Consider the following 25624-nt stretch of genomic DNA (forward strand, 5'->3'; position numbering starts at 1 on the left):
AATTGAACCTGAAAGGCAATCAGCGTTGCGGCCTGGGGGATGGGCATTAAACTGTAGTCGGGATGAGGCGTCAACACCTTCATCCCTTTGCCATTCTGGACACGAAATGTCAACCCCTAATCGCCGTTTTTCTTTCAAGATAAAAAGCGTCTGACCGGGCCTTTTGTCACTGCCGAAGATTAGGAAAGAAGAATATGGTTTTCATATAAAGCGGTTTTACATTAAACGCTTTAGCCGGTTTCTATAAACAAGGAGTCGTATCATGAACCGCAGTACCCTCGACAAACTGATCTCGTACATGGGTCTCGCACTGGCTGCCATCCTGCTGATCGGCGGCATCCTGCTGTCTACGGCCAGCACCTTTATCAAGGGCGAAGTGCAAAACCAGCTCGCCTCGCAAAAGATCGTCATGCCGGCCGGCCCTGGCATCGAAAGGCTGTCCGAAGAAGATAAGGCGGCCCTGCAACCCTTCGCCGGGCAGACCATGACCAACGGCGCACAGGCCAAGGCTTTCGCGGATCACTACATCGCCGCGCACATGAACAGCATGGCCCAGGGCAAAACCTACGAGGAAGTCTCCGGCGAGTACATGAAAGTGGCCGACAAGACCTCGCCTGAAGCCCAGCAGCTCGGCGAAATGCGCCAGACCCTGTTTATGGGCAACACCCTGCGCGGCATGCTGCTCAACGCCTACGCCTTCGGCACCATGAGCAACATCGCCGGAACCGCCGCCATCGTCGCCTACGTCGGCGCGGCCCTGCTGGCCCTGCTGGCTTTCCTGGGTTTCCGCCACTCCAGACAAAGCGCTTAAATCACTACTATCAAGGCAAAGCCGCCAACGTGACGGCTCTGCCTTTCACTGACCCGGCGTGAAGGGGCCTGACCACAGCTGGTGCAGGCAAAGCCGGTTCAGGAAAAAGGTTGAAGTAGGCTAGCGGTATGTCCCCCGCGGCCCAAGACGTTCAGGAAGCGGCCGCTCAGCAGGCCAGACTGCTGCTGCCAGACTGCTAATGGACGTGCAACTGCGACCGCTGCTGATGAAAACCCCCTGCGCCGTCAAGCAGCTGGCCGCTGAACTGAAGATCGACCTGAACCAGGCGCACTACCTGATGACCCGCCTTGAACAGGCCAGCGTGGCCGTGGTGGACAGGCTGGAGAAACGCGCCGGGCGGCCCGTGAAACACTACTCGATTGCGCCGCGCTGGTTCATTCCCTTCGACGTGACCAGTGCCAGTACCCTGGAAGACGCCGCCAACGCCCAGATTCTTCCGCGCACACGGCGCATCGTGGAAAACGCCATTCGGATTGCCCAGCAGCACACCAGCGGGCGGCGCGGGTACTGGCTGAGCGCCGAGGCCCTCAACATGGGCGACGAGCACGGCCCCGCCGACGCGCTGTTTCTGGGCAACGAGCCGTTCATGCTGAACCTCGGGCAGATGAACCTCAGCCGCGCGGACGCCCTGCGCCTCAAGCAGCGTCTGGCGCAGGTGTTCGACGAATTCCAGCAACTCGAACAGCCCAGCGAACCGCCCTACACCGTGAGCATCATGCTGGTGCGCGGGCAGATGGATTAATGATTCTGCGGTGCAGGCCAGGGATTCAGGCATTTGAGATTCAGCGGGAAGGATACCCCGGCTAGGACGCCCATTTCGTCTCGCGCAGCACCACGCCCAGTTCCCGTTCCAGGGCGGTCAATCCAGGCATGGTGACGCGCAGTTGCCGCCCTTCCACGCGGGCCACCCAGCCCAGTGACAGCAATTGAGTCAGTAGGGCCGCGCCCAGGGAACCGCCCAGGTGTGGGCGACGCTCCGACCAGTCCAGACACGGGCGGGTTAAGGGACGGCGTTTTCTTGTGAGGGCGGGCAAATCCACGCCCAGGTTCGTGAACCAGGCTTCGCCAGCGGAAGTGAGTTTCAGGTAGGCGTCGGTCAGGTAGTCACGTTCCAGCAGGGCGTCCAGGAGCAGCACGCCCAGTTCCCCGGCCAGGTGATCGTAACAGCGGCGGGCCACGCGCAACTCGGCGGGAACGGGCGGCGGCAAACCGGGTACATTACGGCGTTCCAGCACCAGCAGGGCCTCCAGCGCGTGTGCCACCTCCGAACCGTACAGGCGGTAGTAACGGTGGCGACCCTGCGCGGCCACTTCCACCAGTTGCCCCGCCCGCAACTGCGCCAGGTGGTTGCTGGCCGTCTGCGGGGACACGTTCGCGGCCCGCGCCAGTTCGCCCGCCGTGAACGCCTGCCCGCCCAGCAGGATGGTCAGCATGTGCGCCCGCGTCGGGTCGGCCATCAGGGACGCCACACCACTCAATCCGGTCATGAGCACAGGCTAAGGCGGCACATCAGCGGACGTTTCAGGAGAACGTGAAGTGAGGCACCTGCCAGACGGTCACGGCGTGGCCATGACTGAGGGACGGTAATGCAGGGGCAGGGTGGGGGTCAGCCACACGCGACCTGTTCCCCGGAAGGCCTGAATGAATCCCTCGCCCGTTTTGGCGCTGCCGATCAGGCCGCGGCCGCTGCGTTCCACGGTGAATTGCAGGCCGTCGGTGTACGCCACCACGAGGTTGCCGTCGACTTTCAACACATCATTCTGAAGTTCCAGCACCTGAAATTCCTCGGGTGGCACGGGGCTTTGCAGGGCGAACAGGCCCGTTCCCGTGAGTTTGGGCTGCACGCGCCCTTCACCGCTGCCCATCATCTGAGCGAACCCCTGATTGACGTGGCGGCCCACGCTGATGTCGCCCACGCAGGCCACGAACGCCCCGTCGTCGATAATCACCGATTCGCCGCGCAGGTCGCCCAGCAGCAGGTGCAGTTGCGTGGGTTCGGTGTACAGCACGCCGCTGCCCTTGAACGCAGTTTTGAACATGCCTTCGCCGGTGGCGGCGGCCGTGACTGCGCCGCGCAGGAACCCACCCAGCCCCCCGCCACCGCCCGCAGCGGACACCGCCTGCATTTCCAGGTTGCCGCGCAGGTACTGCAAAGCCCCCGTTTCCAGCGTCGCGCCCGCGCCCTGCGTGTGCACCGCCAGTTGCCGCCAGCGGCCCGGGCGGTTCAGCATCTGCGGGAACCCCTGTAGTGGCCCTTCCATGGGCTGGGCGCTGTACTCCAGCACCTGCAATTGAATGCCAGGGCCGCTCAGTTCACGTTCGACACTTGAAGTCCAGGTGAATTCCATACCCTCAGGGTAACCGACCTGCATGACCGTGGGTCAGGCACATGCGCCACAGCCAGTCAGCTTTGCCCTTTCTGGCCTGGCAGCCCCCTGACTCTCTACACTGTCCAGTAATGCGACAGTATCTGGATTATCTGCGGCACATCATGGAGAACGGGGTGGACAAGACCGACCGAACCGGCACCGGCACCCGGTCGGTGTTCGGTTACCAGATGCGGTTTGACCTGTCCGAGGGCTTTCCGCTGGTCACGACGAAACGCGTTCACCTGAAAAGCATCATTCACGAACTCCTGTGGTTCTTGCAGGGCAGCGGCAATACCGCATACCTCAAAGAACACGGTGTAACCATCTGGGACGAGTGGGAAGACGAACACGGTGAACTGGGGCCGGTGTACGGCTGGAACTGGAGAAAATGGGGGAAGCCCTACCCTCGCCGTCGTCAACCCACGCCTGCCCTCTCGCCGGATTACAACGCTTCTTATCTCGGAGTGGGTTCGGGAAGAGGTAAGGCTAACCACCCGCTGGCTAAAACATGGGAAGGCATGATGGCCCGTTGTTATGACCCTAACAGTCCAAGTTACGCCGATTATGGAGGCCGGGGCGTTTACGTGGTTGACGATTGGTTGGCCTTCGAGGTCTTTGCGCGTGATGCCGTGACTCTGCCCGGTTACCGGGTCACCAGCCCGAAGGAACCTCGCCTGGTGCTAGACAAAGACCTCCGGGGAGACGGCTTCACTTACGGCCCCGCCTCGTGTATGTGGATGACCGATGTGGACAATGCCAGATTGAAAGCTGAACGGGTGTTTGTCCTGCGGGATCAGGAAGGGGAACTGCATGAGTTCTCGAATGTCGCTCAGTTCTGCGAGCAGCAGGGCATCATAGACGGCAACCTTTCGGATTTATGGACAGGAAGAAAGAACGCGAAAGTGCGGCACGGTTTTACATTAGTCGAGGTGAGGGAAAAGCATCCAGGCATCGACCAGATCGCGCAGGTGATCGAGCAGCTCAAAGCGAACCCCGATTCGCGCCGCCTGATCGTGAGCGCCTGGAATGTCGGCGAACTGGAGAAAATGGCCCTGCCGCCCTGCCACGCCTTCTTTCAGTTCTACGTGGCGGACGGTCGCCTGAGTTGCCAGCTGTACCAGCGTTCCTGCGATTCCCTGCTGGGGGTGCCGTTCAACATCGCCAGTTACGCGCTGCTCACCATGATGGTCGCGCAGGTCACGGGCCTGGAGGCCGGCGAGTTCATCTGGACCGGCGGAGATTGCCACATCTACCACAACCACTTCGAGCAGGTGGAACGGCAGTTGAAACGCGAGCCCCGGCCCCTCCCGCAAATGCACCTGAACCCTGACGTGAAGAACATCGACGACTTCAGGTACGCCGATTTCACGCTGAGCGGGTACGACCCGCACCCGGGGATCAAGGCCCCGATTGCCGTATGAGCGGGGACAGCTGCATTTTTTGCCAGATCGTGGCCGGTGAGGCGGAAGCCAGCCTGGTCGCCGAGAATGACCTGTGTCTGGCGTTCCTGACCATCGGGCCGTTCAACACAGGGCACACGCTGGTGGTGCCCCGGCGCCACGCGGCCACCTTCACGGACCTGACGCCCGAGGAAGCCAGCGCCCTGATTCAGCTTTCTCAACGGGTCGCTCAGGCCCTCCAGCAAAGCGAATTGCCCTGCGAGGGCTTCAACCTGTGGATGGCGAACGGCAAGGCGGCTTTTCAGGATGTTTTTCATGCCCACATGCACGTTTTCCCGCGTTTGAAAGACGACGGATTCAAGGTGGAAGTGTCTTGGCCACAGCCTTCACGCGCCGAGTTGAATGGCGTGGCCGCGCAACTTCGCGCTGCGCTGGAGCAGAGCGCATGACCCGCCCGACTTTCGATGATCTGGGGCTGGCCACAGCAAAATTGTGGGCGACGCGCAGCACGGACGAGAAATTTCAGGTGGGCGCGTGCCTGCTCGACCGGCACCACCGCGTGGTGGGCGTGGGGTACAACGGGCGGGCAGCCGGCGAAGCCAATGAGCGCGAAAGTCTGGTTCACGGCCTGTCGGGCTTTATTCACGCCGAAGTGAATGCGCTGCTGGCCGCCAACTGGAACGGCGAGGGCCACACGCTGTATGTCACGCACGCGCCCTGCGCTGCCTGCGCCCGCCTGATCGTGAATTCGCGCCGGGTGAGCCGCGTGGTGTACGCCGCGCCTTACGCCGAAGCCCCCCGCCTGGAAGCCAATTTACCGGGTGGGCCGGACATTCTGCGGGCCGCCGAAATCGAGGTCATTCATGCCCACTCCTGACGCTGCCGGGCCTGAACTGGTCGCCATTTACGCCATGACGGAAAACCGCGTGATCGGCAAGGATGGCGGGATGCCTTGGCACCTGCCCGCTGATTTCGCGCATTTCAGGCGCCTGAGTGTGGGGAAGCCGAACATCATGGGCCGCAAGGTGTGGGAGTCACTGGGCGGACAGGCATTGAAGAACCGCCTGAACATAGTCCTGACGCGCAACCCGGATTTTCAGGCCCAGGGGGCGGTGGCCGTTCACTCGCCCGAGGAAGCCCTGAAGGCGGCGGGGGACGCGTCAGAAATCGTCATCATCGGTGGGGCGGAAATTTACAAACTGTACGCTGATCGGTTGACGCGGCGGGAAGAAACGATCATTCATACGGTGCTGGAGGGCGACACCTTCATGCCCGACCTGCCCGGCGAGTGGGAAACGATCAGCGAGACATTCAGGCCAGCAGACGACAAAAACAAGTATGACCTGACCTTCAGGACGCTGGTGCGCAGAACGAAATAAGTGTGTTTTGCCCTCTCCGAGGATCCTACGCCGCTTCGACAAATTCCGGCTTGCGCCGCTGCACGCCAGTCGTGGCGCGTGCCGGGGCTTGCCTGTGATTGGCTCTGCCCTTCGTAGTCGGTGGAAGATGTGTCGCCACCCAGTACTGGTGAAGAGTCGGCTTGACCGCAAAGCCAGTTCCGCCGCCGGCCAGCAGGCAAACTGGAGGGGAAAAGAGACGAGTCATGCCCACCCAGACCCAGCGCATCTGCATCGAGGACACCGACATTCACATCGAGGGCGAGGGATCACAGACCATCGTGATGATTCACGCCTGGCCCGACACCTATCGCCTCTGGGACGAGCAGGTACAGGCATTCCGGGATGACTACCGCTGCGTGCGCTTCACCCTGCCCGGTTTCGACGTTCCAGACGCCCGCAAGGCTTACACGCTGGATGACCTGACCGCTTTCATCGCCAGGGTGGTCGAGCAGGTGTCCCCACACCAGCCGGTGATCCTGCTGCTGCACGACTGGGGCTGCCTGTTCGGGTATCAGTTCGCGCAGCGTGACCCGCACCGGGTCGCCAGTATCATCGGCGTGGACGTCGGAGACGGCAGCGAGCGCACGCCCCGGGGCCTGGGCCTCACGCTGGCTTACCAGGGGTGGCTGGCACTGGCCTGGTGGCTTGGTGGCGGGCTGGGCAACCTGATGACCCGCGCCCTGATGCGCCTGATGCATGTTCCGAAAACTCCGGCCGAAGTCACGGCCGGCATGAACTACCCGTACTTTCTGATGTGGTTCGGTGGGCGGGAGTCATACCTGCGCACGGCGCGGCCTTTCGCCCCGGCTGGCCCCATGCTGTACGTGTACGGGCAGGACAAGCCGCTGATGTTTCATACGCCCGGCTGGCTACGGCGGGTGCAGCAGCGCCCAGGCAGTCGGGTCGTTTCGTTCGATACGGGGCACTGGGTCATGCTTCAGCAGCCTGAACGCTTCAACCGGGTGGTGAAGGAATGGTTGCGGCAGGGTAATCAACCATAAAGGCAGCCAGTGCTGCCGGATAGGCCTTCATCTGGCCTGCGGCGACATGACCCGGGCGGATACGCTGCCGCCTGGGCCGAACTCCAGTTTCACGTCCGGGCGTGGGTCGGTTTTGAGGATCGACATCAGGAATTGATCGACCCACTGGCCCTCCCAGCACAGGGCGTCGCGCTGCGTGCCCTCGAAGGAGAAGCCGCACTTCTCGTACACGCGCCGCGCCCGAGGGTTGAAGGCGTACACGCTCAGGCTGATGCGGTGCAGGCCCACCAGGTGAAAGCCGTATTCCACCACGGCGTTCGTGGCTTCCGTGCCGTATCCCTGCCCGACCAGTTCCGGGTGAGCCAGCAGGATGCGGAAGTTCATGCTCTGGTTGTAACCGTCCAGGTCATTCAGCACGACTTCACCCAGGTACTGCCCGTCCTCGCGGTCAAGGATGGCCCAGTCGGCCCGGTCACCCCGGCGCGGCAGGCTGCTCAGCAGGCGCTGCACCTCGAAGCGCGTGTAGCGGACATGCGTGCCGGTCAGGCGCATGAATTCCTGGTGTTCCAGGGTCTGCATGACGTGTTCCAGGTGACGCACGCCCAGCGGTTCCAGGCGCAACCGGGCGGTCTGGAGCGTCCGGGGGCAGAGCAGGGCGTCGGTCTTCACCATAAGGTCTATTTTTAGCAGGCTTTGGTATGTACAAATCAGCGATTTGACGGAGGAACGCCCGGTCTGTCTGGGCAACGGGCTCAAAGACAGCCAGCGCCACCGCCCCTGGAGAGGTGATGGCGCCGGGCAGGTGAATTTACTGGAAGCGGATGTTCTGCTTCAGGCCAGTGGAGAGCGTCAGGGTAAGCGTGCAGGCCGGGCCGGTGTTCACGCTGACATCCATGCCCAGGTTCAGGGTGTTGGGGGTATTGGTTCCCGACTTGGCCATGACGGGCGAGTAGGTGGGCCACAGAAGTTTCAGCATACCGAAGGTGGCGGTGGGCGTGTTGACTTTGTAGCTGCCAGCGGCCGTTTTGGTCAGGGCAACGGTGGCGGTGGCATTCAGGGGCAACTCGGTGGAGGCGGTGGCTTTGGCGTCCGTGACGGACAGACTGACCTTCTTAATGGTCAGGGTGAGGGTGTCGGCGCTGGGCAGGACGCCGCCGGCGCAGCCAGAGAACACGGCCGACTCCACCGCGAGCGGCACGTCCAGGCCGCTGGGGGTGCCGACGATGCCGGGCAGGGTGCTGGGATCAAAGTCGTCGAAGGTCTTGGTGACGGTCACGCGGCCGCTCGTGGTGATGTTGATGGCCTGGGCAGCCAGGGCGGTCGCTTCGCTGAGTTGACCGCTGGCTTTGGCTCCGGCCAGGGGCAGGGCACTGACCGGCGTGTTGTCGGCGGCGTTGCGGGCGATACTGCCACACCCCGAGAGCAGAGCGGTGCTAAGTAGGACGGAACTGAGCAGGGCCGGGACGGTCAGGGATTTGGTGAACGACATTAATTCCTCCTGTGAGCACAACGAACTAGCGTAAATTGACCAGTGAATGTGGTCAAGCAGCAGTCTAAATCGCCATCTATTACACGATCATTAAACACTCAGAATATGTGCCTGACACGCTTAATTTTTGGCCTGATCGGTTACTGTTCAGATTCCAGCAGGCTGAGCCCACACCTTATGCTCAGGCAGGGGATCACCTGTTTTTGTTCGACCGTCCCGCCTGCAACCTGGAGCACGCGTAGCGGCCCTGAGCCTGTCCAGCGGGTTCGTCTCGGAAGTCATGGCGCGGTACGGGGCGGGCGGCAGTGCGCCGCCTCATTCGGCTGGCAGGTGGTGGCAGCCGCGAATGCCCTGCGCGGCACAGAATTTCTGTACGAGAATCCTCAGGCCCACTTCGCCCTTCTCCTCCCAAGGATGGACGATTCCCCTTACGGTTCTTGTCAGACTCTGGGCCGTGGCTGGTCAAGGTTCAAGACATTGGTCGTTGCACATAGTCATGGCTCTGCTGTTGTTGCTGGTGCTGTGGCCGGCCCTGAGTGGGCCTGTGCGGACGGTGCCGAGCCTGCGGGTGGCGGCTCCCCCATCATTTCTGGGTGGGCGACGGGTGGAGCTGGTGCGGTTTTCCTACTTCCGGGGGTACTCCTCGAATGCCATGCTGGACGGTCACTTCGAGTTGCGGTGTTCACGTTTTCCGTGGCTGCGCGTCCGGCAACCCGATCCGCTGACGCCGCCGTGGGAGGGCGTGCCCGTCATTCTCTGGGGGAGAAATTCGGCGGTGTTGCAGCCGCAGGCCCGGGTCAGTCCAGTGGTGTTTTCAGGGGAAAGTCTGAATGTCCTGCGGTTCTGTCCCTAACGGGCTAATGCTTTAATGCACGTCATGAAGCACTTTTCGCCTGACGATTCGACGCCACGTGACCTGGGGTTTGCCATGCCGGCCGAGTGGGAGCCGCACGCGGCCACCTGGATGAGCTGGCCGGCCGACGATGACCTGTGGTTTGGTCACCTGGAAGGCGTGCGCGGTGAGTTTGCCGGGCTGGTCAGCACCATTGCGCGGTTCGAGCCGGTGCATCTGCTGGTGCGGGACGAAGAGTCGGAAGCGGATGCGCGCGGCCGCCTGGAAGGGGTGAACGTGAAGTTCCACCGCGTGCCGCTGGACGACGTGTGGATGCGTGACAACGGCCCCATTTTCGTAAAGAGAACTGGAGCCGGGGGAAGGGGCGAAGTGGCCCTCGTGAACTGGCGTTTCAACGCCTGGGGCGGCAAGTTCCACTGGCAAAACGACGACCGCGTGCCGGAGTACGTGGCCAGCACCATGAACGCGGGCCACTGGGACATGAACATCGTGCTGGAAGGCGGCGGGCTGGAAGTGAACGGTGCAGGCGTGGGCCTCACCACACGCTCGTGTTTTCTGACCGACACGCGCAATCCGGGCCTCACCGAGGAGGGTTATACCTATTTGCTGAGTGACATGCTGGGTGTAAGAAAGCTGCTGTGGCTGGACGGCGGACTGGAAAACGACCACACCGACGGGCACATCGACACCATCACGCGTTTCACGGACGAGCGCACCATCGTGACCAGCGTGGAGCCGGATGTCAACGACCCGAATCACGCCGTGATGAGCAAGAACCTGGCCGACCTGCGCGAGATGACGGACGCGGGCGGGCAACCCTTCCGGATCGTGGAATTGCCGCTGCCCGCCGAGTACCTGGAGGGCGCCGAGGGGCGTCTGCCGCCCACCTACGCAAATTTCTACATCGGCAACGGGTTCGTGGTGGTGCCGCAGTACGGTGACCCGAACGACGCGCGGGCGCTGGAGGTGCTGCGCCCGCTGTTTCCGGGGCGCGAGGTGATCGGCCTGCCCAGCCGCCAGATTATCGAGGGGGGCGGCAGTTTTCACTGCGTGACCCAGCAGCAACCGGCGGGAACGGTCTGGAAGGGAGAGTAGCGGGAGCCCCCCCAGCAGGGGGAGAGCAGGTGTAACAAATTCCACCTCCGGCGTCCAGCAAGTAAGAAAGGGGTGAGGAAACCGTCCCTACCCTGGGAACATGACTCCTTCGGCGCGCGCCTTGCCGCACATATTGGTGGTGGATGACAGTGGGGGCGTGCGCCGCAAGGTGGAGCGCATGCTCGCGCCTTACGTGCGGGTGACCCTGGCAGAAAGCGTGCCCGACGCGCTGCGGGCCCTGACGCCGTGCATGCAACTGGTGCTGTCGGACGTGCAGATGCCCGGCGAGAGCGGCCTGGAACTGGCGGCGATTCTGAAACGCCAGCGGCCCGACCTGCCGGTGATTCTGTGCACCGGCGTGGTCGATGTCGAAACCCGTTCCCGCGCCCAGGCGCTGGGGGTGGAGGCCGTGCTGCGTAAGCCGCTGCTGTCAGAGCCGCTCCTGAAGGTCATCCGGCAGTGGCTGGGGCGCGAGACCGGGGAACCAGGTCACCCGGCACCGGCGCAGCTGGCGGCTGTGGGGCCCGCCAGCGTCCCTGAAGCCCCGGTGTTGCCCACTGCCGCGCCAGCCTCCCTGCCGCAGGAGAGTGTCTTACTGGACATTGACCCCCTGGACGAGCTGTGCCGGCAACCTGGGGTGTTGTCGGCGGCGCAGCTGGACGAGTCCGGGATAGTGCAGCGGCAATGGAACCTGCCTTTGCCGCCGGAGCTGGGGCATCTGGCCGTGAATGTCCTGGCAGGCGTATATGGGGTCGCCGGTGAACTGGGGTCGGTGTGGCCGCCGGGCCAGTTCCTGCAGGTGCAATTGCTCGACCGGGTGTGGCTCGTGGGGCGCTGGAGGGGTCAGCGCCTGACCCTGGTGGTACGCGACGAGCAGGTGGCCGGGCGAGTGTTGCAGAGATTACAGGCGCTGGGCGACCCGCACCAAGTGTGAAAGCTGCGGGGTAGGGAAAGTGAAGTTTGTTGTGTGAGCAGTGAATCTTCACCGAACTGGGCCATACTGGGTGTGCCTGAGTGCATCCCGCTCCTTATAGGTTTAGCTGAATGTAAAGTTATCTAGACCAATCCTGGTAGAGGGTTGTCATTTTTTTGACGTGGTGAGAACATCGCCACATGTGGGAAGGATTTCGCAATTTCTTGATGCGGGGCAACGTCGTCGAACTGGCCACCGCTGTGGTGATCGGTGGAGCTTTTACCAAGATCGTCGACGGCTTCATGAAGGGGTTTGTGGAGCCCCTGATCAAACTGATTCTGGGCAGCAGCGATCCGGCCAAGTCTCTGGAAGTCATCTCGGTGGGTGGTTTTCCGGTGGGTATGCTGCTGGCGGCCATCGTCAATTTCCTGCTGACGGCGGCGGTGGTGTATTTCTTCCTGATTCGCCCGCTCAGCAGTTTCGCCGCCCGTTTTGCTCCCCCGCCTCCCCCCCCCGGTGAAGACATCACTCTGCTGCGCGAGATCCGCGACCTGTTGAAGACCCAGAACGTCCGCTGAACGTCGTGGCTTGACCTGAACCGCAAGCCCCAGCCTGCGGTTCATTTTTTCTGGCACACCTGCACCATTTACGTTCACAACAGAATGGCGTTATAATGGATGTGTCCAGAGGACGCCGCCATGCCTATCTCCTCCCCTGCCGAGAAAAGAGCGAATCACTTCATCGAACTGGCCGCCGCTGACGGCAGGCTGCTGACACACATGCAGCTTCAGAAACTGGTGTACCTGGCCCACAGCCTCGCTCTGGCCCTGCACGACCGGCGGCTGGTCGCCAACAACTTCTACGCCTGGAGGCACGGCCCGGTCGCCCCCCACCTCTACGAGCAACTCAAAGGCACCGGCGCCCAGCCCGTCCACCACCTGCTGCCGGAGGCCATGCCGGCCTTTGACCTCGACCCACAGGCGCAGGAAGTGGTGAAGCAGACCTACGAAGCTTACGGGCGCTTCGACGGCTGGGAACTCAGGAACATCACGCACCTGCCCGGCTCGCCCTGGAGCCTCACCAGCGAACGCGAAGCCTACGGCCTGATCCCCGACGACCTGACCCGCAGCTACTGAACCTGCAAGTCAACCCCTGCCCAGGGAGGGCCGATCCTTGAGCGACCTGCTTGCCGAGAAAATTCAGGAACTGGCCGAGCAACAGGCCCAGCAGGCCCGCGAGCAACAAACCCGTCATCTGGACCAGGAAGTGGCCGCCGCCCTCGTTACCCCGCCCGAGGAACCGCCCAGCAACGCGGCCCTCCTGAAATTGCAGGTGGAAGTCGACCTGCTGCGCGAACAACTGGAGCAGCGCCGCACCGAGAACGCCATCTTGCGCGACCGCAGCACCTTTCTGCGCGAGGAACAGGAGCACATCAAGATGTACCGGCGCAAATACAGCAGCCGCGTGTTCTGGCTGAAGGTGCTTTAGCTGGTGTTCGCGGCGTGCGCGACCGTCCTGACCGGCCTGCACACAGCCTTCTTTACCCTCAGCGACACCGTGCTCATTGCCCTGACGGGCAGTGCGCTGGCCAGCGTGATCGGCATGTTCCTGGTCATCCTGAACTGGCTGTACCCCCGCGAGAAGGAAAAAAGCGTGTGATAAGCCGTGCGGCCGTTTCCCGCACATCCGGAAAGAGCCGAAGTTGAGTCCAATTCCCGCACCGCGTCTTTTTGGCGAATCCTTCCCGTCGGGTGAGATTGCCAACCACGAGCGATCCCACCGCGCGAGGTGTGAGAATCACGGCATGATCGAGCTTGTTCCCTTCAGCGCGCCCCACCGTGCGGCCCTGTTGAACCTGCGCCTGGCACCGGGGCAGGAGAGCTGGACGCACCTGCCCGCCGAACTCCTGCCGGAAATCGAGGGCCACCCGGCCCGCCAGGCCGCGACGGTGCTGGAGAACGGTATACCGCTTGGAATGTTCGTCCTGAGCGCCGACGAACGGGTGGAATGGTACGCCGGGCAGCCCGACCCGCAGGCGCTGACCCTGAACGGCCTGAGCCTTGACCGGGGTGCCCAGGGGCGCGGCCTGGGCACGCAGGTCATGGACGCCCTACCGGAATACGTCGCCCGGACTTTTCCGTATGCCCGGCGCCTGCTGCTGTGCGTCCACCAGACCAACCTCGCTGCCCTTCACGTGTACCGCAAGACCGGCTGGACGGTGCTGCGCGAGCGCCAGGGCAAACGCGGCCTGCTGTGGGTGATGGAGAAAAAACTGTGAGCCTGACTGTCCGAACGGCCACCCAGCAGGATCTGCCGGCCCTGCTGAAACTCTACACGCAGCTCAGTGCCCGTCACCAGCCACCGGCCGCGCTCACGCAGGCGGTCAGGCACGACATGCTGCGTCACCCCGGCATGCACGTGCTGCTGGCAGAACTGGAGGGGCGGGTGGTCGGCACGCTGACGGTTTCGTTTCTTCCCAACCGGACCCGGCTGGCGCGGCCTTACGGCGTGATCGAGAATGTCGTGGTGGACTTTTCAGCGCGCCGCCAGGGGGTCGGTCAGGCCCTGATGGCGGCGGCCGAAACCCTGGCGCACGGGGTCAAGGCCTACAAGTTGATGCTGATGACCGGACATCAGGTCGAGACGGCCCAGCCGTTCTACCGCAGCTGTGTGTACGACCAGCACAGCAAAGTTCCTTTCGAAAAGCGCTTTATCTGATGAGCAGCCGCTGTCGGCGCCAGGGAAGCCCACCTTTGGAGAACCATATGACTCTACGCAATGCCCTTGAAGCTGTCTATACCGCTTTCGCCGAGATGCCACGGCCAGAATACATCCAGCACGAGCCTTACGAATTGGAGCCCGGCGAGGTGCGGCAACTTCTGACCTTCCCTCTCCGGGAGCTTTCACCGGAGTTGATGCGCTCCTATAAGTTCGAGTCGGTGTATAACGTCGGCACCTGGGACGATTTCCGGTATTTTCTGCCCAGGTTACTGGAAACGTTGACCCTTTCGCCGGATGACCCCGACCACTGGGAGCAACTGGAGGACATTGCCTCGCGCTTACGCTTCGCCAGGGAGAAGGGCTACTCACTCACAAGCGTGCAGGCCCAGTCTCTGTACTCTTATGCCCTGGCCTGGTGGGAGGCGTTTCTGGAAGCCCCGCCTTATATCCTGCCCGCTCCCATGATCCTTGACTGGGGGACGCTGCAAACCTTCGGCCCGACGCGGGCTGAACTGCTCAAGCTCTGGCGTGAGCATCCACGCGGGGCACAGCATCTGGCCTATGCGCTTGTCTGCAACGCCCACGCTGGGCTTCCTCCCGAATGGCCTAAAGCCGAGGCCGTCACGTGGCTGGAAGCCGCCTTCTTTGCGAACCCGGACGGCGAGGCGGCGCAAACCCTCAGCAACGCTCTTCTCTCTCTACAACAGGAATAACCCCCAGCCGCAGCCGGGGGCCTGTCTTGCTGTCAGTCTCGCTCAGCGGTTGACGATGTGAATGGCCTGCTTGTGGGCGGACTCGGCGCCCTCCAGCATGGCCTCGCCCAGGGTGGGGTGGGCGTGGATGGTCAGCGCGATGTCGGTGGCGGTGGCGCCCATTTCCAGCGCCAGGCTGGCCTCGCTCAGAATGTCGCTGGCACGGGGGCCGACGATGTGCACGCCCAGCACCAGGTCCGTGTCTTTCTCGACGACCATCTTCACGAAGCCGTCGGTCTGTTGCAGGGTCATGGCGCGGCCCGAAGCGGCGAAGGGGAAGTTGCCGATTTTGACCTCATAGCCCTTGTCCTTGGCTTCCTGCTCGGTCAGGCCCACCCACGCCAGCTCGGGGTTGGTGTACACCACGCCGGGAATGGCCACGGCGTCCTGCTCGGCGGGTTTGCCGGCAATGACCTCGGCGGCCACCAGGCCCTCCTTCATGGCCTTGTGGGCCAGCATGGGGTTCGAGGCCACGTCCCCGATGCTGTAGATGTGCGGAACGTTGGTGCGCTGCTTGCTGTCGGCGGGAACGAAGCCCCGTTCGGTGACGGTCACGCCGGCTTTCTCGGGATTCAGGCCGTCGGTGCGGGGTCGGCGGCCCACGGCGACCAGCACCCGGTCGAAGACCTCGACTGATTTCTCGCCGGTCTTGACGTTCTCCAGCTCCACATGGATGCCGTCCTGTTTCTTCTCGGCCCGGTTGGCCTTGGTCTGCACGGCCACCTTGATGCCCTGCTTCTCCATGCTTTTCTGGAAGGCTTTCACGGCGTCGGCGTCGGCGCCGGGAATGATGGTGGGCAGGAACTCGATGACTTTGACCTGGCTTCCCATGTTGTTGTAGATGTGCGCGAACTCGAAGCCGATCACGCCGCCGCCGACGCACAGCATGCGGGCGGGCACCGGGTCGGGCATGACCAGGGCGCCGGTGCTGTCCACGATGCCCTGCTGATCCACGTCCAGGCCAGGCAGCCGGGCGGGTTCACTGCCGGTGGCGATGATGATGCTGGCGGCGGTGTACGTCTTGTCGCCGACCTGCACGGTGTGGTCGTCCACGAAGCTGGCGTTGCCGATCAGGTGCGTGACCTTGTTGGCCTTGAACAGCCCGCTGACGCCCCCGGTGAGTTTCTTGACGATGCCGTCTTTCCAGCCGTTCAGCTTGGCGATGTCCATGCGCTGCTCGGCCAGTTGCAGGCCGAAGTCGCTGGCGTGGCGGGCCTCAGCGCGGATGTCCCCGGCGTGCAGCAGGGCCTTGGTGGGAATGCAGCCCACGTTGAGGCACACGCCGCCCACACTTTCGCGTTCGGCACAGGCGGTCTTCAGGCCCAGCTGCGCGGCGCGAATGGCGGCGTGGTAGCCACCGGGGCCAGCGCCGATCACCAGAACATCAAAGTCGTAGGACTTGGTCATAAGGGTCAGTCTACCGGGTGACCCCCCAGCCCGTATTCACGCGCCAGCATAGTCGGACACCGGCCACTGACACCTTGCGGTGGTGAATCGGTTGCCGGAGCGCCGGCCGCATACCCCTCAGGGCTGCCCGGTCATCACGGTTACTGGCATCACGGTTACTGGCATCACGGTCACTGTCAGCACGGTCACTTCAGGCTTGACCCACCGCTGCGTAGTTCACGGCCCCAGAATGACGCCGGTCACGGGGTGCAGCGGGCACAGGCGCAGCACCTCGCGCACGTCGGCGGCCGTCACGCGGGTGAAGCGGGCGGCGAGCTCGGCATTGCTGCGCACTTCACCCACCGCGAGGTACTCCATGCCCAGCGTGAACAGGCGGCCCTGCGGAGTTTCGGCGCGCAGCAGGGTGGCCACCGCGGCCTTGCGGGCGGCGCGACGCACTGCCGCCTCGGTAATCAGGGCCTGGGCACCGGACAGGACGTTCAGGTAGGCGCTCAGCACCGCGTCCAGGCGCCCGGGATCGCAGGAAAACCCGCCCTCGAACACGCCGCTGTCGCGGTAGTCCAGGTGCGCCAGGTCGGCCATGTCGGCCAGGCCAGTGTCGACCAGCGCCCAGTACAGCGCCCCGCCGTCGCCGCCCAGCAGGTCGGCCAGCAGCGCGGCCGCCTCGCGCAGCGGGTGCCGAACGCCCAGGCCCGGCGTGGTCAGGGCCACCTGCACGCGGTGCAGGCTGGGGTCATGCAGGTGCCGGAAGGAACTCTGCGCGGGCGGCTGCGGTGCCGGCACCGGGGGCGTCGGCCGGCCTGCGGGCCAGGACGCCAGTTCGCGGCTGGCCCAGTCGAGGGCCGCCTGCTCGTCGAAGGCGCCCACCAGCACCAGCGTGACGTGCTGCGCTCCGTAGCGTTCCCGGTGGTTGCGGGCCAGTTGCCCCTGCGTCAGGGCCGACACCGTCTCCACGGTGCCCAGGACGCGGTGCCCCAGCGGGTGAGGCCCGTAGTAGTCGCCGCGCAGTTCGTCCACGACGCACACGCCCGGCTGCTCGGCGTACATGGCGATTTCTTCCAGAATGACGCCCCGCTCGGCCTGAAGGTCCGCGTCACGCAGGGCCGGGCGCATCAGGTGCGTCAACGTGTCCAGCAGTTCGTCCAGACGCTCGGGCAGCGCCGCGGCGTGGTACACCGTGGCTTCCTCGCTGGTGAAGGCGTTCGAGTGACCGCCCAGGTCGTCCAGGCGCTCGTTGAGGGTCACAGCGTCCAGTTCCTCGCTGCCCTTGAACATCAGGTGCTCCAGAAAGTGGCTGCACCCCATCTCGCTGGGCCGCTCGTCGCGCGCGCCGGTGTTGACGAAGTACCCGGCCGCGACGCTCTGCGCGTGCGGATCACTTTCCAGCAGCAGGGTCAGGCCGCTCGGCAAAACATGCTTCATGCCGGCACCGCCTGGCCCAGCGTGAACAGGCTGGCGTTTTGCATGGGCTGGTAGTCGTGCAGGAAGCGGTTCACGTCCGTCAGGGTCAGGGCGTCCAGTTCGCGGCGCAGATCCCCCAGGTCACGTACCCGCCCGAACAGCGTCAGGTCGCGGGTGAGGGCCACCGCCCGGCTGCGGGCCGACTCGCCGCCGAACACGATGCTGGCGCTGAGGCCCGCGTGGGCCCGCCGGAACTCGGCTTCACCCAGGCCCGCCGGCAGGCGCCGCAGCTCCGCGCAGATCACATCCAGCGTTTCCGGCAGGCGCCCCGGGGTACTGCCCGCGTAGACGCTCAGGAAGCCCTGCCCGGCCAGCACCAGCGCTGAAGCGCCGACCGCGTAGGCCAGCCCGCGTTCCTCGCGCACCGCGTGAAAGAGGCGGCTGCTGCTGCCGCCCGACAGCGCCGTGAGGGCCAGTTGCCAGGCCAGCCAGTCCGGGTGCGTGGGGGCCACGCCCGGCGCGGTGAGTTGCAGGTGCGTCTGCTCGGCCTCGGGGTCATCGAAATGGCGCCTCAGGCCGCCCTGAAAATGCACGGGGATCACGGTGTATTCACCGGCCAGCCACTCCGCGAACGTCCGTTCCACCAGCGCCTGTGCCTCCCCGGCGCTCAGGTCGGCCACCAGCCCCAGCACGCTGCCCGCCTGACCATAGCGGCCATAGTGCTCACGCAAACTTGCGGGCGTGACGTTCGCCAGGCCTTCCAGCGTGCCGGTGGCCGGGTGACCGTACCCCGCGCCCCCATCCGCCTCCCGGCGCGGGAAAGTGTGGGCGCGGGCCTGCACGCCCAGCAGGTCGGATGGGCTGTCCCGCAGGGCTTCCAGGTCCTGGCGGGCCAGGTCCAGCAGCACCGGCACTTCCGCCTCCGGCAGGGCCGGGCGCAGCAGCACGTCCGCCACGAGGCTCAGCGCGGCAGGCAGGTCTTCCAACAGGCCGCTGACGCTCAGGCGCGTGGCTTCCGGGCCGACCCCCCCGCCCCGGCGCACCCCCAGGTCATCGAAGGCGTCCTGAAGCTGCCGGGCGTCGCGGCCCGCCGCGCCCTTGAACAGCCACTCCTCCAGCACCGCGGCCGAACCTTCCCGGCCCACGGGGTCGTGCGCGCTGCCCAGCGGCAGGCGCAGATCGAAAGCGAACCCCGGCCCGGAGCGGGACTCGAAGGCGCAGCTGAACCCCCCACTGAACTGAAACACGTGAACCGAACTGCCAGGCATCCGGGCAGTGTAGGGCATTTGCTGCTTCACCACCGGCCACAGGAGCAGAGGTCACCAGATGAGAGCCCGATTCATCCCAACCTGGCAGATGTCCTTTAAGGTAAGAGGGTGATGAAAAAAGCGCTGCTTCCCTTGACCGCGCTGCTGACGGCTGCCCTGGCCGCGTGTGGCAGTCCGCCCACCAGCCCCGAGTCCACGGCCGACAAGGTGAAGCCGACCGTGACCTTGAACAGCTTGAACACCAACGTCACCCAGGCCAGTACGGTCACCTTCAGCGCCAAAGCCACCGATGATGTGGGCATTCAACAGGTCGAATTTTTTGTCGACAATCAGTCCGCTGGAAAGGACAGTTCGGCCGATAGCCAGGGCAACTATGAGGCCCCCTACGCGTGGACGCTCAGCCAGAACGGTTCACACACCTTGAAAGTCGTGGCGACCGATACCAGCGGCAACACCCAGTCGGCTGAGACAACGGTAAAAGTAGAGATCGTCCCGGATACGCAGAAGCCGGAGGTCGTCATCGACGGTATTCCCACGTCCATCGTGACGACCCCCGGCACCTTCACCATCTTCGGAAAAGCCACGGACAACGTGGGTGTAGTCAGTGTGCGCATGCTCGTCGAGCGCCTCGACGAGGACAACAAGACCGTCACACTTTTTGACAAGACCTCGGATACGCTGACCAGTTTCACCTACGATCTGGCGGTGGACGCCACCCTGAATGGGGTGTACAAGGTCACCATTACGGCGCGTGACGCCGCCGGGAATGAACAGACCTTGAGTAAGAGCGTCATGGTCAGGATTGAAACAGCGCCAGTGCCTGATCCGACCCCACCCGCGCCTGACCCCACCCCACCTGCACCGACACCTCCTACCCCGACACCCGACCCAACCCCGACGCCCAGCCCCGACAACCAGGCCCCCACGGTGACGATCAGCGTGCCCAGCGGCACCCTCACCACGGCGGGCGATTACACCATCGGCATCGGCCTGTCGGACAACGTGGGCGTGACCACCGTGACCGGGTACGTGCAGACGGAAGCCCTGGGCAAGATTGAGCTGAGCAACCTCAGCACGGCGGGCGGCACGGCCACCATTCCCGTGAGCAAGCTTTTCAACGGCGTGAACACCATTTACATCACCGCCACGGACGCCGCCGGAAACGTGGGCAAGGCCAGCGCCAGCGTCACCGTCGCCATTCCCTGACCTGGGGCGCTGACGCGGCCTGCCCTCAAGTTGGGGCAAGCCGCGTTTTTCTTTTCCTCTTTTCTTTTACGCTGGGGGCATGCAAAGGCCAGTGGTATGCGTGGGGGCGCTTGTTCAGGAGCCGGGTGGGCGGGTGCTGCTGGTCAGAACGACCAAGTGGCGCGGGCTGTGGGGTGTGCCGGGTGGCAAGGTCGAGTGGGGCGAAACTCTGGAACAGGCCTTGAAGCGCGAGTTTCTGGAGGAAACGGGCCTGACCCTCTCGGATATCCGGTACGCGCAGACGCAGGAGGCGGTGCTGTCGCCGGAATTCCATAAACCCGCGCACCAGTTGCTGGTGGATTTCTTTGCGGCGTCCCCCAGGCAGGACATCGCGCCCAACGAGGAAATAGAGGCCTGGGCGTGGGTTATGCCCGAAGAGGCCAGCACCTACCCTCTCAACACCTTCACGCGCACCCTGCTTGAGCTGGCGCAGCGGCAGGATGCGAACCGGTAATCACTTGCGGATGACCACCGCGTCACCGGGGAAACTCAGGAGCGTTTTCGGGGTGAAGAAGGCGCGTCTGAAGTCCACGACGTTCAGCGTGCGGTCAGCCTGTCCTTCCTGACGCGGCGCGCCGCCGATGGCAGTTCCGGCATCCGTTCCGGTGGGCGTCTGGGTCAGGACGTGAAGTCGTCCGGGCTGCATCCGATTGCACGACATGACGACGCTTTCCCAGCATGTCGTTGTAGCTCCTCCATTCCGTCTCTTCTTCCCCTCGCCTCCGCTCGAATGGTTCCAGAAAGGCCCGCCCCTCATTTGAAGCCCGGATCAGGAACGGTTACAGGGTTTTCTTGAAGCGCAGGCTGGCGAGGGTCAGGGTCACCACCGCGAAGAGGCCCAGGCCGATGAAAGCGGTTTGCAGGTCGCTGAAGCCGGTGCCGCGCAGCATGATGCCGCGCACCGCTTGCAGGTAGTAGCGCAGCGGCACCAGCGCCGACAGGGACGAGAAGAAGCGGTTGAGGCCCTCCAGCGGCAGCAGAAACCCGCTGAGGAAAATGCTGGGCACGATGATGGCGATGGTGGCGAACATGGCCTGCGTCTGAGTACCCGCGACGGTGGAGATCAGGATGCCCAGGCCCAGGTTGCCCAGCACGAACAGCAGCGCCGCCAGCATCAGCAGCCAGAGGTTGCCGGCCAATGGCACCCCGAACAGGAAGTGCCCGATGGTCAGCACCAGCGCGGCGTCCAGCGCCCCGAAGGCGAAGTAAGGCAGCAGTTTGCCCAGAATCACCTCGGCGGGCTTCACGGTGGTGGCGATCAGCGCCTCGATGGTGCCGGTTTCACGCTCGCGCACGATGGCCAGGGCCGTCAGCATCACGCAGATCAGGGTCAGGATCAGGCCCGACAGGCCCGGCACCATGTACACCGCGCTGCGGTTGCCTGGGTTATAGAGCGTTTCCAGGGTGGGGTTGACCGGCATGCTCAGCGTTCCGGTGGCGGCCCGCACGGCGCCCAGCGCGGCCATGGTGTCCTGCGTGGCGGCGGCGGACGCGGCGCGAACCTGCGCGGCAAAGGTCGGGTCGCTGCCGTCCACGAAGAGGGTATACGGCACGGGTTGCTGCTGTCGGGCGGCCCCCAGCGCCCCGGCCGGAATTTCCAGGATGGCGCGCACCTGCCCGGCGCGGGCCGCTTGCAACGCCGCTTCGTGCGAGGGTTGCGCGATGAGTTGAAAGCGGTTCTCGGCGGCGTAGTTGCTCAGGATGCGGCTGCTCACGCGGTCGCGCGACAGGTCGACCACGCCCAGCCGGATGTTCTTCACGTTGGTGTTCAGCGCGTACCCGAACAGCAGCAGCAACACCACCGGCAGCAGCACGATCATGCGCGGCAGCACGGCGTCGCGGCGCACGTGCAGGAATTCCTTGTGGGCAATCGCCAGGATGCGGGTGATGGGCGTCGAAGCGGTCATGCGCGGGCCTCCTGCCGGGCCGAATAGGCCACGAACACGTCCTCCAGGCTGGCGGGCACGCGCCGCAGGGGGCCCAGCGCGGCCAGGGACGCTTCCAGCCGGTCATCGGCGGTGGTGACGCGCACCTCGTCCCCGACGATCCAGGCGCCCTGCACGCCGGGCAATGCGCGCACGGCCTTCAGGGCGCTGTTCAGGTTCAGGGCGTTCAGGGCGTAGCGCACACCCGGCAGCCCGGCCCGCAAGTCCTCGGGGGTGCCCTGTGCCAGAATGCGCCCGCTGGCGATCAGGGCGATACGCTGGCAGCGTTCAGCCTCGTCCATGTAATGCGTGGTGACGAAAACCGTGGTGCCCATGTCGGTCAGGGCGTAGATGGCGTCCCACAGGTCGCGCCGCGCCACCGGGTCGAGGCCCGCCGTGGGTTCATCCAGAAAAAGCACCTGCGGCCCGTGCACAATCGCCGTGCCGATGCTCAGGCGCTGCCGCCACCCGCCCGAGAGCTGCCGTGCCAGGTGCCGGCGAAAGGGAAACAGGCTCAGGCGCTGCAAGGTGACCTCGACGGCCTGTTCGACCTTGGCGGGGGCCAGGTACAGCGCGGCCTTGAAGCGCAGGTTCTCCTCCACGCTCAGGTCAACGTACACGCTGGCCGCCTGGTTGGCGTACCCGATACGGGCCTTCACGGCGTCCGGTTCGCTCAGCGGCACGCCCGCGACCACGCCCGAACCCCCGGACGGCTCCAGTACCCCACTGAGCATGCGGATGGTGGTGGTCTTCCCTGCCCCATTCGGGCCCAGGTAACCGAACACGATTCCCGCCGGAACAGTCAGGGACAGCGGCGCGACCACCTCCACCTGGCCGTAACGCCTGGAGAGGTCGTGAGTTTCAATGGCATTCATGGTGGCTCCTTGAAGGGGTCGAGAAAGAAGCGCGCATCGGGAGACGTTCGGCCCTCAGCTTCCGGCCGCCTGGCGGCCATGCAGAAAGCGCCGAACGTGCATTTCAGGTTGTAGGGCGGGCAACTGGGCGTGCAACAGCACCCGGCCAAGATCCGGGATGAGGTAAGGCAAGACGACGGGGCCGACGAAAGCGGGCAGCAGGGTAGCGATGGGTTCGGGGTGCAACTGGCCTTCCTGCTGGTAGCGGGTCAGCAGGGCCGCGATTTCACCGAACAGCTGGCGCGGGCCGTCGAGCACCTCCGCGAGTTCGGGGTGGCGCGGGAATTCCGTGACGATGACGCGCACCACCGGGCCGAAGGTCTGGAGGGTCTGCTGGTAGGCACGGGTCAGGTGGGTCAGGTCGTGTTCCAGGTTGCCGGTGTACTGGACGCCGCTTCGGCGCAGCGCCTGGGCGCGGCTGAGGACAGCGGCGCGGATCAGGGCGGTTTTGTTGCCGTAGCGGCGAAACAGCGTGACCTCGTTCACGCCGGCGGCGGTGGCGATGGCACGGGTGGTAGCTCCTTTCAGGCCGTGCTGGACGATGGTGTCCAGCGTGGCGCTCAGGATCGCCTCGGCGGTCGGGTCATTGCCGGCCTCGGAAACGGAGGGGGGCTGGTCGGTCATAGCCGCAGCTTAGACCCCAACTTGATTGAAAGCAAGTACTTACTTGCATGATCAGCAGTAGGCACCGGATACCCTGCGCAGGGGCACTTTTGCCTCGGCTGAAGGCCGTACACTGGGGCATGCCGCACACCGGGAAGGCCCGCATGAGGACAGCCGCATGAAACGCCTGTGGGTGTGGCTGGTCGTCACGGCGGCGGTGGGCCTGGTGCTGGTCGCGCTGCTGCTGCCGCGCCAGCGTCCGCAGGAACACAGCCTGAGCGACTTCAGCGCCGCCCTGCAACGCCAGCAGGTACAGAGCGTGTGGATCACCCCGCAAAACGGCGTCTCCATCGTGCAGTACGAACTCAAAGGCCAGCCCGGTACGCGCCTGCAAACCCGCACGCTGCCCCACGACCCGGCCATCGAGTACACCGCCCTTCAGGCCAGGGGCGTCGACGTCACCTACCCGCCCGCCTCGCGCCTGAACGTGCTGAGCCTCATCAGTGGCCTGCTGACGCTGGCGCTGCTCGGGGTGCTGGTCACGCTGCTGCTGCGCCGCAACAACGCCGGGGGCACCGACGCCGCCAGTACGTTTGGGAAGTCGAAGGCGGCGGTGATCAGCGAGGGACAGATCAAGTTGACCTTCGCGGATGTGGCGGGGTGCGACGAGGCCAAGCAGGACTTGCAGGAAGTCGTGGACTTCCTGCGCCAGCCCGAGAAGTACCACCTGCTGGGCGCCCGCATTCCCCACGGTGTGCTGCTGGTCGGCCCCCCTGGCAGCGGCAAGACCCTGCTGGCCAAGGCCGTCGCCGGCGAAGCCAAAGTGCCCTACTTCAGCATCTCCGGCAGTGATTTCGTGGAGATGTTCGTGGGCGTCGGCGCCGCCCGCGTGCGCGACCTTTTCGAGCAGGCCCGCAAGTCCGCGCCCTGCATCGTCTTCATCGACGAGATCGACGCCGTGGGCAGAAAACGCGGCATGAACCTGCAAGGGGGCAACGACGAACGCGAACAGACCCTCAACCAGCTCCTGGTCGAGATGGACGGCTTCTCCAGTGGGCAGGAGGTCATCATCCTGGCCGCCACCAACCGCCCCGATGTGCTGGACGCCGCCCTGCTGCGTCCAGGCCGCTTCGACCGTCAGGTGGTGGTGGACGCCCCCGACGTGCGGGGGCGTGAACAGATCCTGCGTATTCATGCCCGCAAGAAACCCCTGGACGTGTCGGTGAATCTGGAGACGGTGGCCCGGAGGACAGCGGGGATGGTGGGGGCGGATCTGGAGAACCTGCTGAATGAAGCGGCGCTGCTGGCGGCCAGAGAGGGGCGCAATCGCATTACCGGGCGGGATGTGGATGAGGCCAGAGACCGGGTATTGATGGGGCCGGAGCGCCGGAGTCTGGTCGTCAAGGAGGCCGACCGCAAGGTCACCGCCTACCACGAGGTCGGTCACGCCCTGGTGGCGCAACTGCTGCCCGGCGCGGATAAGGCGCACAAACTGACCATCGTGCCGCGTGGGCGCAGCCTGGGCTCGGCGCTATACACCCCCGAAGACCGCCTGCACCACACCCGCACGGCGCTGCTCGACCGCATCTGCGTGGCGCTGGGCGGGCACGCGGCCGAGCAGGTCGCCACCGGGCAGGTCACCACCGGCGCGGCGAACGACTTTCAGCAGGCCACCAACATCGCCCGGCGCATGATCACCGAGTGGGGCATGTCGGGCGTGGGCCAGCTCGCCCTGGCGCAGGACAGCGGCAGTTACCTGGGATTCGGGCCACAACCCACCCCATACAGCGACCACACCGCCGAGCAGATCGACCTCGAACTGGGCCGCCTCCTGAATACCCAGTACGAACGCGCCCTGAAGCTGCTGACCGAGCACGCGCACATCCTGCACCGCCTCACTGATGAACTCATCGCTCGTGAAAGCCTGACCGGCGACGACGTGGTGACCGTGCTGGCAGGCGGCGTGCTGACTGAGCTGCCTGGCCCCGGCACCCCCGCTGAACCCATCACTCCCAGCCAGGCCGACCTGAAACCCGGCCCGGCGTAAAGGCGGAGGG

At 64.6% G+C, this 25624-nt stretch carries 31 protein-coding genes; 20 read left to right on the forward strand and 11 right to left on the reverse strand.

The genetic code is table 11. The annotated features are described in order from the left end of the window. Positions 1 to 262: 262 nt before the first annotated feature. The gene (locus E5Z01_RS14465; RefSeq protein ID WP_135230011.1) at positions 263 to 811 is read left to right on the forward strand and encodes a hypothetical protein; all 549 of its coding nucleotides are present in this window, start codon (positions 263 to 265) and stop codon (positions 809 to 811) included. Positions 812 to 1016: 205 nt separating this feature from the next. Then, complete coding sequence (locus tag E5Z01_RS14470) at positions 1017 to 1574, forward strand: helix-turn-helix domain-containing protein (RefSeq protein ID WP_135230012.1); 558 nt, start codon at positions 1017 to 1019, stop codon at positions 1572 to 1574. Between the two features lie 61 nt (positions 1575 to 1635). Here E5Z01_RS14470 and E5Z01_RS14475 read toward each other — a convergent pair whose 3' ends face one another. Further along, entirely contained in the window at positions 1636 to 2319 is a 684-nt protein-coding gene (locus E5Z01_RS14475; RefSeq protein WP_135230013.1) for an ArsR/SmtB family transcription factor, read from the reverse strand. 69 nt (positions 2320 to 2388) lie between these two features. Next, positions 2389 to 3180 carry an AIM24 family protein gene (locus E5Z01_RS14480; protein ID WP_119766521.1) on the reverse strand — a complete coding sequence of 264 codons (792 nt, stop codon included), beginning with the start codon at positions 3178 to 3180 and terminating at the stop codon, positions 2389 to 2391. 110 nt (positions 3181 to 3290) lie between these two features. Between E5Z01_RS14480 and thyA the strand changes: the two genes are divergently transcribed. From thyA to E5Z01_RS14510, 5 genes are all read left to right on the forward strand, one after another. Further along, positions 3291 to 4622, forward strand: coding sequence for a thymidylate synthase (gene thyA, locus E5Z01_RS20455; RefSeq protein ID WP_476698875.1), 1332 nt, complete (start codon positions 3291 to 3293; stop codon positions 4620 to 4622). Beyond that, entirely contained in the window at positions 4619 to 5050 is a 432-nt protein-coding gene (locus E5Z01_RS14495; RefSeq protein ID WP_135230014.1) for an HIT family protein, read from the forward strand. The genes thyA and E5Z01_RS14495 overlap by 4 nt, the downstream gene beginning before the upstream one ends. Next, positions 5047 to 5478, forward strand: coding sequence for a deaminase (locus E5Z01_RS14500; protein ID WP_135230015.1), 432 nt, complete (start codon positions 5047 to 5049; stop codon positions 5476 to 5478). Before E5Z01_RS14495 ends, E5Z01_RS14500 begins: the two co-directional genes overlap by 4 nt. Further along, positions 5465 to 5980, forward strand: a complete 516-nt coding sequence (locus E5Z01_RS14505) for a dihydrofolate reductase (protein ID WP_135230016.1) — start codon at positions 5465 to 5467, stop codon at positions 5978 to 5980. Before E5Z01_RS14500 ends, E5Z01_RS14505 begins: the two co-directional genes overlap by 14 nt. A 224-nt stretch (positions 5981 to 6204) precedes the next feature. Beyond that, entirely contained in the window at positions 6205 to 7002 is a 798-nt protein-coding gene (locus tag E5Z01_RS14510) for an alpha/beta fold hydrolase (RefSeq protein WP_135230017.1), read from the forward strand. A gap of 27 nt (positions 7003 to 7029) precedes the next feature. Here E5Z01_RS14510 and E5Z01_RS14515 read toward each other — a convergent pair whose 3' ends face one another. Beyond that, positions 7030 to 7653, reverse strand: a complete 624-nt coding sequence (locus tag E5Z01_RS14515) for a GNAT family N-acetyltransferase (RefSeq protein WP_135230018.1) — start codon at positions 7651 to 7653, stop codon at positions 7030 to 7032. Between the two features lie 136 nt (positions 7654 to 7789). Beyond that, positions 7790 to 8470 (reverse strand): hypothetical protein, encoded by a 681-nt coding sequence (locus tag E5Z01_RS14520; protein WP_135230019.1) that lies wholly within the window; start codon positions 8468 to 8470, stop codon positions 7790 to 7792. A 496-nt stretch (positions 8471 to 8966) separates the two neighbouring features. Between E5Z01_RS14520 and E5Z01_RS14525 the strand changes: the two genes are divergently transcribed. The 10 genes from E5Z01_RS14525 to E5Z01_RS14565 all read left to right on the forward strand — a co-directional run bounded on the left by E5Z01_RS14525 (position 8967) and on the right by E5Z01_RS14565 (position 14765). Beyond that, on the forward strand, positions 8967 to 9323 hold the full coding sequence (locus tag E5Z01_RS14525; RefSeq protein ID WP_135230020.1) for a hypothetical protein: 357 nt from the start codon (positions 8967 to 8969) through the stop codon (positions 9321 to 9323). Positions 9324 to 9347: 24 nt separating this feature from the next. Then, a complete protein-coding gene (locus tag E5Z01_RS14530) occupies positions 9348 to 10418 on the forward strand; it encodes an agmatine deiminase family protein (RefSeq protein WP_167757944.1) in 1071 nt (356 codons plus the stop codon). Positions 10419 to 10518: 100 nt separating this feature from the next. Next, positions 10519 to 11352 (forward strand): response regulator, encoded by an 834-nt coding sequence (locus E5Z01_RS14535; protein WP_135230022.1) that lies wholly within the window; start codon positions 10519 to 10521, stop codon positions 11350 to 11352. Between the two features lie 179 nt (positions 11353 to 11531). After that, entirely contained in the window at positions 11532 to 11909 is a 378-nt protein-coding gene (gene mscL / locus E5Z01_RS14540; protein WP_135230023.1) for a large conductance mechanosensitive channel protein MscL, read from the forward strand. 120 nt (positions 11910 to 12029) lie between these two features. Continuing rightward, complete coding sequence (locus tag E5Z01_RS14545) at positions 12030 to 12467, forward strand: Panacea domain-containing protein (protein WP_135230024.1); 438 nt, start codon at positions 12030 to 12032, stop codon at positions 12465 to 12467. 37 nt (positions 12468 to 12504) lie between these two features. Further along, a complete protein-coding gene (locus tag E5Z01_RS14550) occupies positions 12505 to 12819 on the forward strand; it encodes a hypothetical protein (protein WP_135230025.1) in 315 nt (104 codons plus the stop codon). 3 nt (positions 12820 to 12822) lie between these two features. Continuing rightward, a complete protein-coding gene (locus E5Z01_RS19600; protein ID WP_167757945.1) occupies positions 12823 to 12990 on the forward strand; it encodes a hypothetical protein in 168 nt (55 codons plus the stop codon). A 145-nt stretch (positions 12991 to 13135) separates the two neighbouring features. Next, a complete protein-coding gene (locus E5Z01_RS14555) occupies positions 13136 to 13609 on the forward strand; it encodes a GNAT family N-acetyltransferase (protein WP_135230026.1) in 474 nt (157 codons plus the stop codon). Next, complete coding sequence (locus E5Z01_RS14560) at positions 13606 to 14049, forward strand: GNAT family N-acetyltransferase (protein WP_135230027.1); 444 nt, start codon at positions 13606 to 13608, stop codon at positions 14047 to 14049. The genes E5Z01_RS14555 and E5Z01_RS14560 overlap by 4 nt, the downstream gene beginning before the upstream one ends. Positions 14050 to 14096: 47 nt before the next feature. Further along, complete coding sequence (locus tag E5Z01_RS14565) at positions 14097 to 14765, forward strand: hypothetical protein (RefSeq protein WP_135230028.1); 669 nt, start codon at positions 14097 to 14099, stop codon at positions 14763 to 14765. Between the two features lie 42 nt (positions 14766 to 14807). Here E5Z01_RS14565 and lpdA read toward each other — a convergent pair whose 3' ends face one another. The 3 genes from lpdA to E5Z01_RS14580 all read right to left on the reverse strand — a co-directional run bounded on the left by lpdA (position 14808) and on the right by E5Z01_RS14580 (position 18880). Next, positions 14808 to 16211, reverse strand: coding sequence for a dihydrolipoyl dehydrogenase (lpdA, locus tag E5Z01_RS14570; protein WP_119764619.1), 1404 nt, complete (start codon positions 16209 to 16211; stop codon positions 14808 to 14810). A 216-nt stretch (positions 16212 to 16427) separates the two neighbouring features. Next, positions 16428 to 17633 (reverse strand): M16 family metallopeptidase, encoded by a 1206-nt coding sequence (locus tag E5Z01_RS14575; RefSeq protein WP_135230029.1) that lies wholly within the window; start codon positions 17631 to 17633, stop codon positions 16428 to 16430. Continuing rightward, positions 17630 to 18880, reverse strand: a complete 1251-nt coding sequence (locus E5Z01_RS14580; RefSeq protein WP_135230030.1) for a M16 family metallopeptidase — start codon at positions 18878 to 18880, stop codon at positions 17630 to 17632. Before E5Z01_RS14580 ends, E5Z01_RS14575 begins: the two co-directional genes overlap by 4 nt. Before the next feature lie 111 nt (positions 18881 to 18991). Between E5Z01_RS14580 and E5Z01_RS19605 the strand changes: the two genes are divergently transcribed. Both E5Z01_RS19605 and E5Z01_RS14600 read left to right on the forward strand, forming a co-directional pair. Next, positions 18992 to 20086, forward strand: coding sequence for an Ig-like domain-containing protein (locus tag E5Z01_RS19605; RefSeq protein WP_167757946.1), 1095 nt, complete (start codon positions 18992 to 18994; stop codon positions 20084 to 20086). Between the two features lie 79 nt (positions 20087 to 20165). Continuing rightward, positions 20166 to 20579 carry an NUDIX domain-containing protein gene (locus tag E5Z01_RS14600; RefSeq protein ID WP_135230034.1) on the forward strand — a complete coding sequence of 138 codons (414 nt, stop codon included), beginning with the start codon at positions 20166 to 20168 and terminating at the stop codon, positions 20577 to 20579. Here E5Z01_RS14600 and E5Z01_RS14605 read toward each other — a convergent pair whose 3' ends face one another. The 4 genes from E5Z01_RS14605 to E5Z01_RS14620 all read right to left on the reverse strand — a co-directional run bounded on the left by E5Z01_RS14605 (position 20580) and on the right by E5Z01_RS14620 (position 23588). After that, the gene (locus E5Z01_RS14605) at positions 20580 to 20771 is read right to left on the reverse strand and encodes a hypothetical protein (protein WP_167757947.1); all 192 of its coding nucleotides are present in this window, start codon (positions 20769 to 20771) and stop codon (positions 20580 to 20582) included. It abuts the gene before it with no gap. A gap of 133 nt (positions 20772 to 20904) precedes the next feature. Beyond that, the gene (locus tag E5Z01_RS14610; protein ID WP_205750497.1) at positions 20905 to 22032 is read right to left on the reverse strand and encodes an ABC transporter permease; all 1128 of its coding nucleotides are present in this window, start codon (positions 22030 to 22032) and stop codon (positions 20905 to 20907) included. Continuing rightward, on the reverse strand, positions 22029 to 22925 hold the full coding sequence (locus E5Z01_RS14615; RefSeq protein ID WP_135230036.1) for an ABC transporter ATP-binding protein: 897 nt from the start codon (positions 22923 to 22925) through the stop codon (positions 22029 to 22031). Before E5Z01_RS14615 ends, E5Z01_RS14610 begins: the two co-directional genes overlap by 4 nt. Before the next feature lie 54 nt (positions 22926 to 22979). Continuing rightward, entirely contained in the window at positions 22980 to 23588 is a 609-nt protein-coding gene (locus tag E5Z01_RS14620; protein ID WP_135230037.1) for a TetR/AcrR family transcriptional regulator, read from the reverse strand. 157 nt (positions 23589 to 23745) lie between these two features. Here E5Z01_RS14620 and ftsH point away from each other — a divergent pair, with 157 nt between their 5' ends. Then, on the forward strand, positions 23746 to 25614 hold the full coding sequence (gene ftsH, locus E5Z01_RS14625) for an ATP-dependent zinc metalloprotease FtsH (protein WP_135230038.1): 1869 nt from the start codon (positions 23746 to 23748) through the stop codon (positions 25612 to 25614). Positions 25615 to 25624 lie beyond the last annotated feature (10 nt).

Origin of the sequence: Deinococcus fonticola (assembly GCF_004634215.1) — a bacterium.
GTDB lineage: Bacteria > Deinococcota > Deinococci > Deinococcales > Deinococcaceae > Deinococcus > Deinococcus fonticola.

Coding starts and splice junctions, on each gene's coding strand:
- E5Z01_RS14520 (WP_135230019.1), bottom strand. CDS start 8,470: ATGTCGTTCACCAAATCCCTGACCGTCCCGGCCCTGCTCAGTTCCGTC.
- E5Z01_RS14580 (WP_135230030.1), bottom strand. CDS start 18,880: ATGCCTGGCAGTTCGGTTCACGTGTTTCAGTTCAGTGGGGGGTTCAGC.
- E5Z01_RS14465 (WP_135230011.1), top strand. CDS start 263: ATGAACCGCAGTACCCTCGACAAACTGATCTCGTACATGGGTCTCGCA.
- E5Z01_RS14575 (WP_135230029.1), bottom strand. CDS start 17,633: ATGAAGCATGTTTTGCCGAGCGGCCTGACCCTGCTGCTGGAAAGTGAT.
- thyA (WP_476698875.1), top strand. CDS start 3,291: ATGCGACAGTATCTGGATTATCTGCGGCACATCATGGAGAACGGGGTG.
- E5Z01_RS14535 (WP_135230022.1), top strand. CDS start 10,519: ATGACTCCTTCGGCGCGCGCCTTGCCGCACATATTGGTGGTGGATGAC.
- E5Z01_RS14475 (WP_135230013.1), bottom strand. CDS start 2,319: ATGACCGGATTGAGTGGTGTGGCGTCCCTGATGGCCGACCCGACGCGG.
- ftsH (WP_135230038.1), top strand. CDS start 23,746: ATGAAACGCCTGTGGGTGTGGCTGGTCGTCACGGCGGCGGTGGGCCTG.
- E5Z01_RS14480 (WP_119766521.1), bottom strand. CDS start 3,180: ATGGAATTCACCTGGACTTCAAGTGTCGAACGTGAACTGAGCGGCCCT.
- E5Z01_RS14545 (WP_135230024.1), top strand. CDS start 12,030: ATGCCTATCTCCTCCCCTGCCGAGAAAAGAGCGAATCACTTCATCGAA.
- E5Z01_RS14615 (WP_135230036.1), bottom strand. CDS start 22,925: ATGAATGCCATTGAAACTCACGACCTCTCCAGGCGTTACGGCCAGGTG.
- E5Z01_RS14600 (WP_135230034.1), top strand. CDS start 20,166: ATGCAAAGGCCAGTGGTATGCGTGGGGGCGCTTGTTCAGGAGCCGGGT.
- E5Z01_RS14510 (WP_135230017.1), top strand. CDS start 6,205: ATGCCCACCCAGACCCAGCGCATCTGCATCGAGGACACCGACATTCAC.
- E5Z01_RS19605 (WP_167757946.1), top strand. CDS start 18,992: ATGAAAAAAGCGCTGCTTCCCTTGACCGCGCTGCTGACGGCTGCCCTG.
- E5Z01_RS14565 (WP_135230028.1), top strand. CDS start 14,097: ATGACTCTACGCAATGCCCTTGAAGCTGTCTATACCGCTTTCGCCGAG.
- E5Z01_RS14610 (WP_205750497.1), bottom strand. CDS start 22,032: ATGACCGCTTCGACGCCCATCACCCGCATCCTGGCGATTGCCCACAAG.
- mscL (WP_135230023.1), top strand. CDS start 11,532: ATGTGGGAAGGATTTCGCAATTTCTTGATGCGGGGCAACGTCGTCGAA.
- E5Z01_RS14620 (WP_135230037.1), bottom strand. CDS start 23,588: ATGACCGACCAGCCCCCCTCCGTTTCCGAGGCCGGCAATGACCCGACC.
- E5Z01_RS14515 (WP_135230018.1), bottom strand. CDS start 7,653: ATGGTGAAGACCGACGCCCTGCTCTGCCCCCGGACGCTCCAGACCGCC.
- E5Z01_RS14605 (WP_167757947.1), bottom strand. CDS start 20,771: ATGCAGCCCGGACGACTTCACGTCCTGACCCAGACGCCCACCGGAACG.
- E5Z01_RS14495 (WP_135230014.1), top strand. CDS start 4,619: ATGAGCGGGGACAGCTGCATTTTTTGCCAGATCGTGGCCGGTGAGGCG.
- E5Z01_RS14505 (WP_135230016.1), top strand. CDS start 5,465: ATGCCCACTCCTGACGCTGCCGGGCCTGAACTGGTCGCCATTTACGCC.
- E5Z01_RS14530 (WP_167757944.1), top strand. CDS start 9,348: ATGAAGCACTTTTCGCCTGACGATTCGACGCCACGTGACCTGGGGTTT.
- lpdA (WP_119764619.1), bottom strand. CDS start 16,211: ATGACCAAGTCCTACGACTTTGATGTTCTGGTGATCGGCGCTGGCCCC.
- E5Z01_RS14555 (WP_135230026.1), top strand. CDS start 13,136: ATGATCGAGCTTGTTCCCTTCAGCGCGCCCCACCGTGCGGCCCTGTTG.
- E5Z01_RS14500 (WP_135230015.1), top strand. CDS start 5,047: ATGACCCGCCCGACTTTCGATGATCTGGGGCTGGCCACAGCAAAATTG.
- E5Z01_RS14525 (WP_135230020.1), top strand. CDS start 8,967: ATGGCTCTGCTGTTGTTGCTGGTGCTGTGGCCGGCCCTGAGTGGGCCT.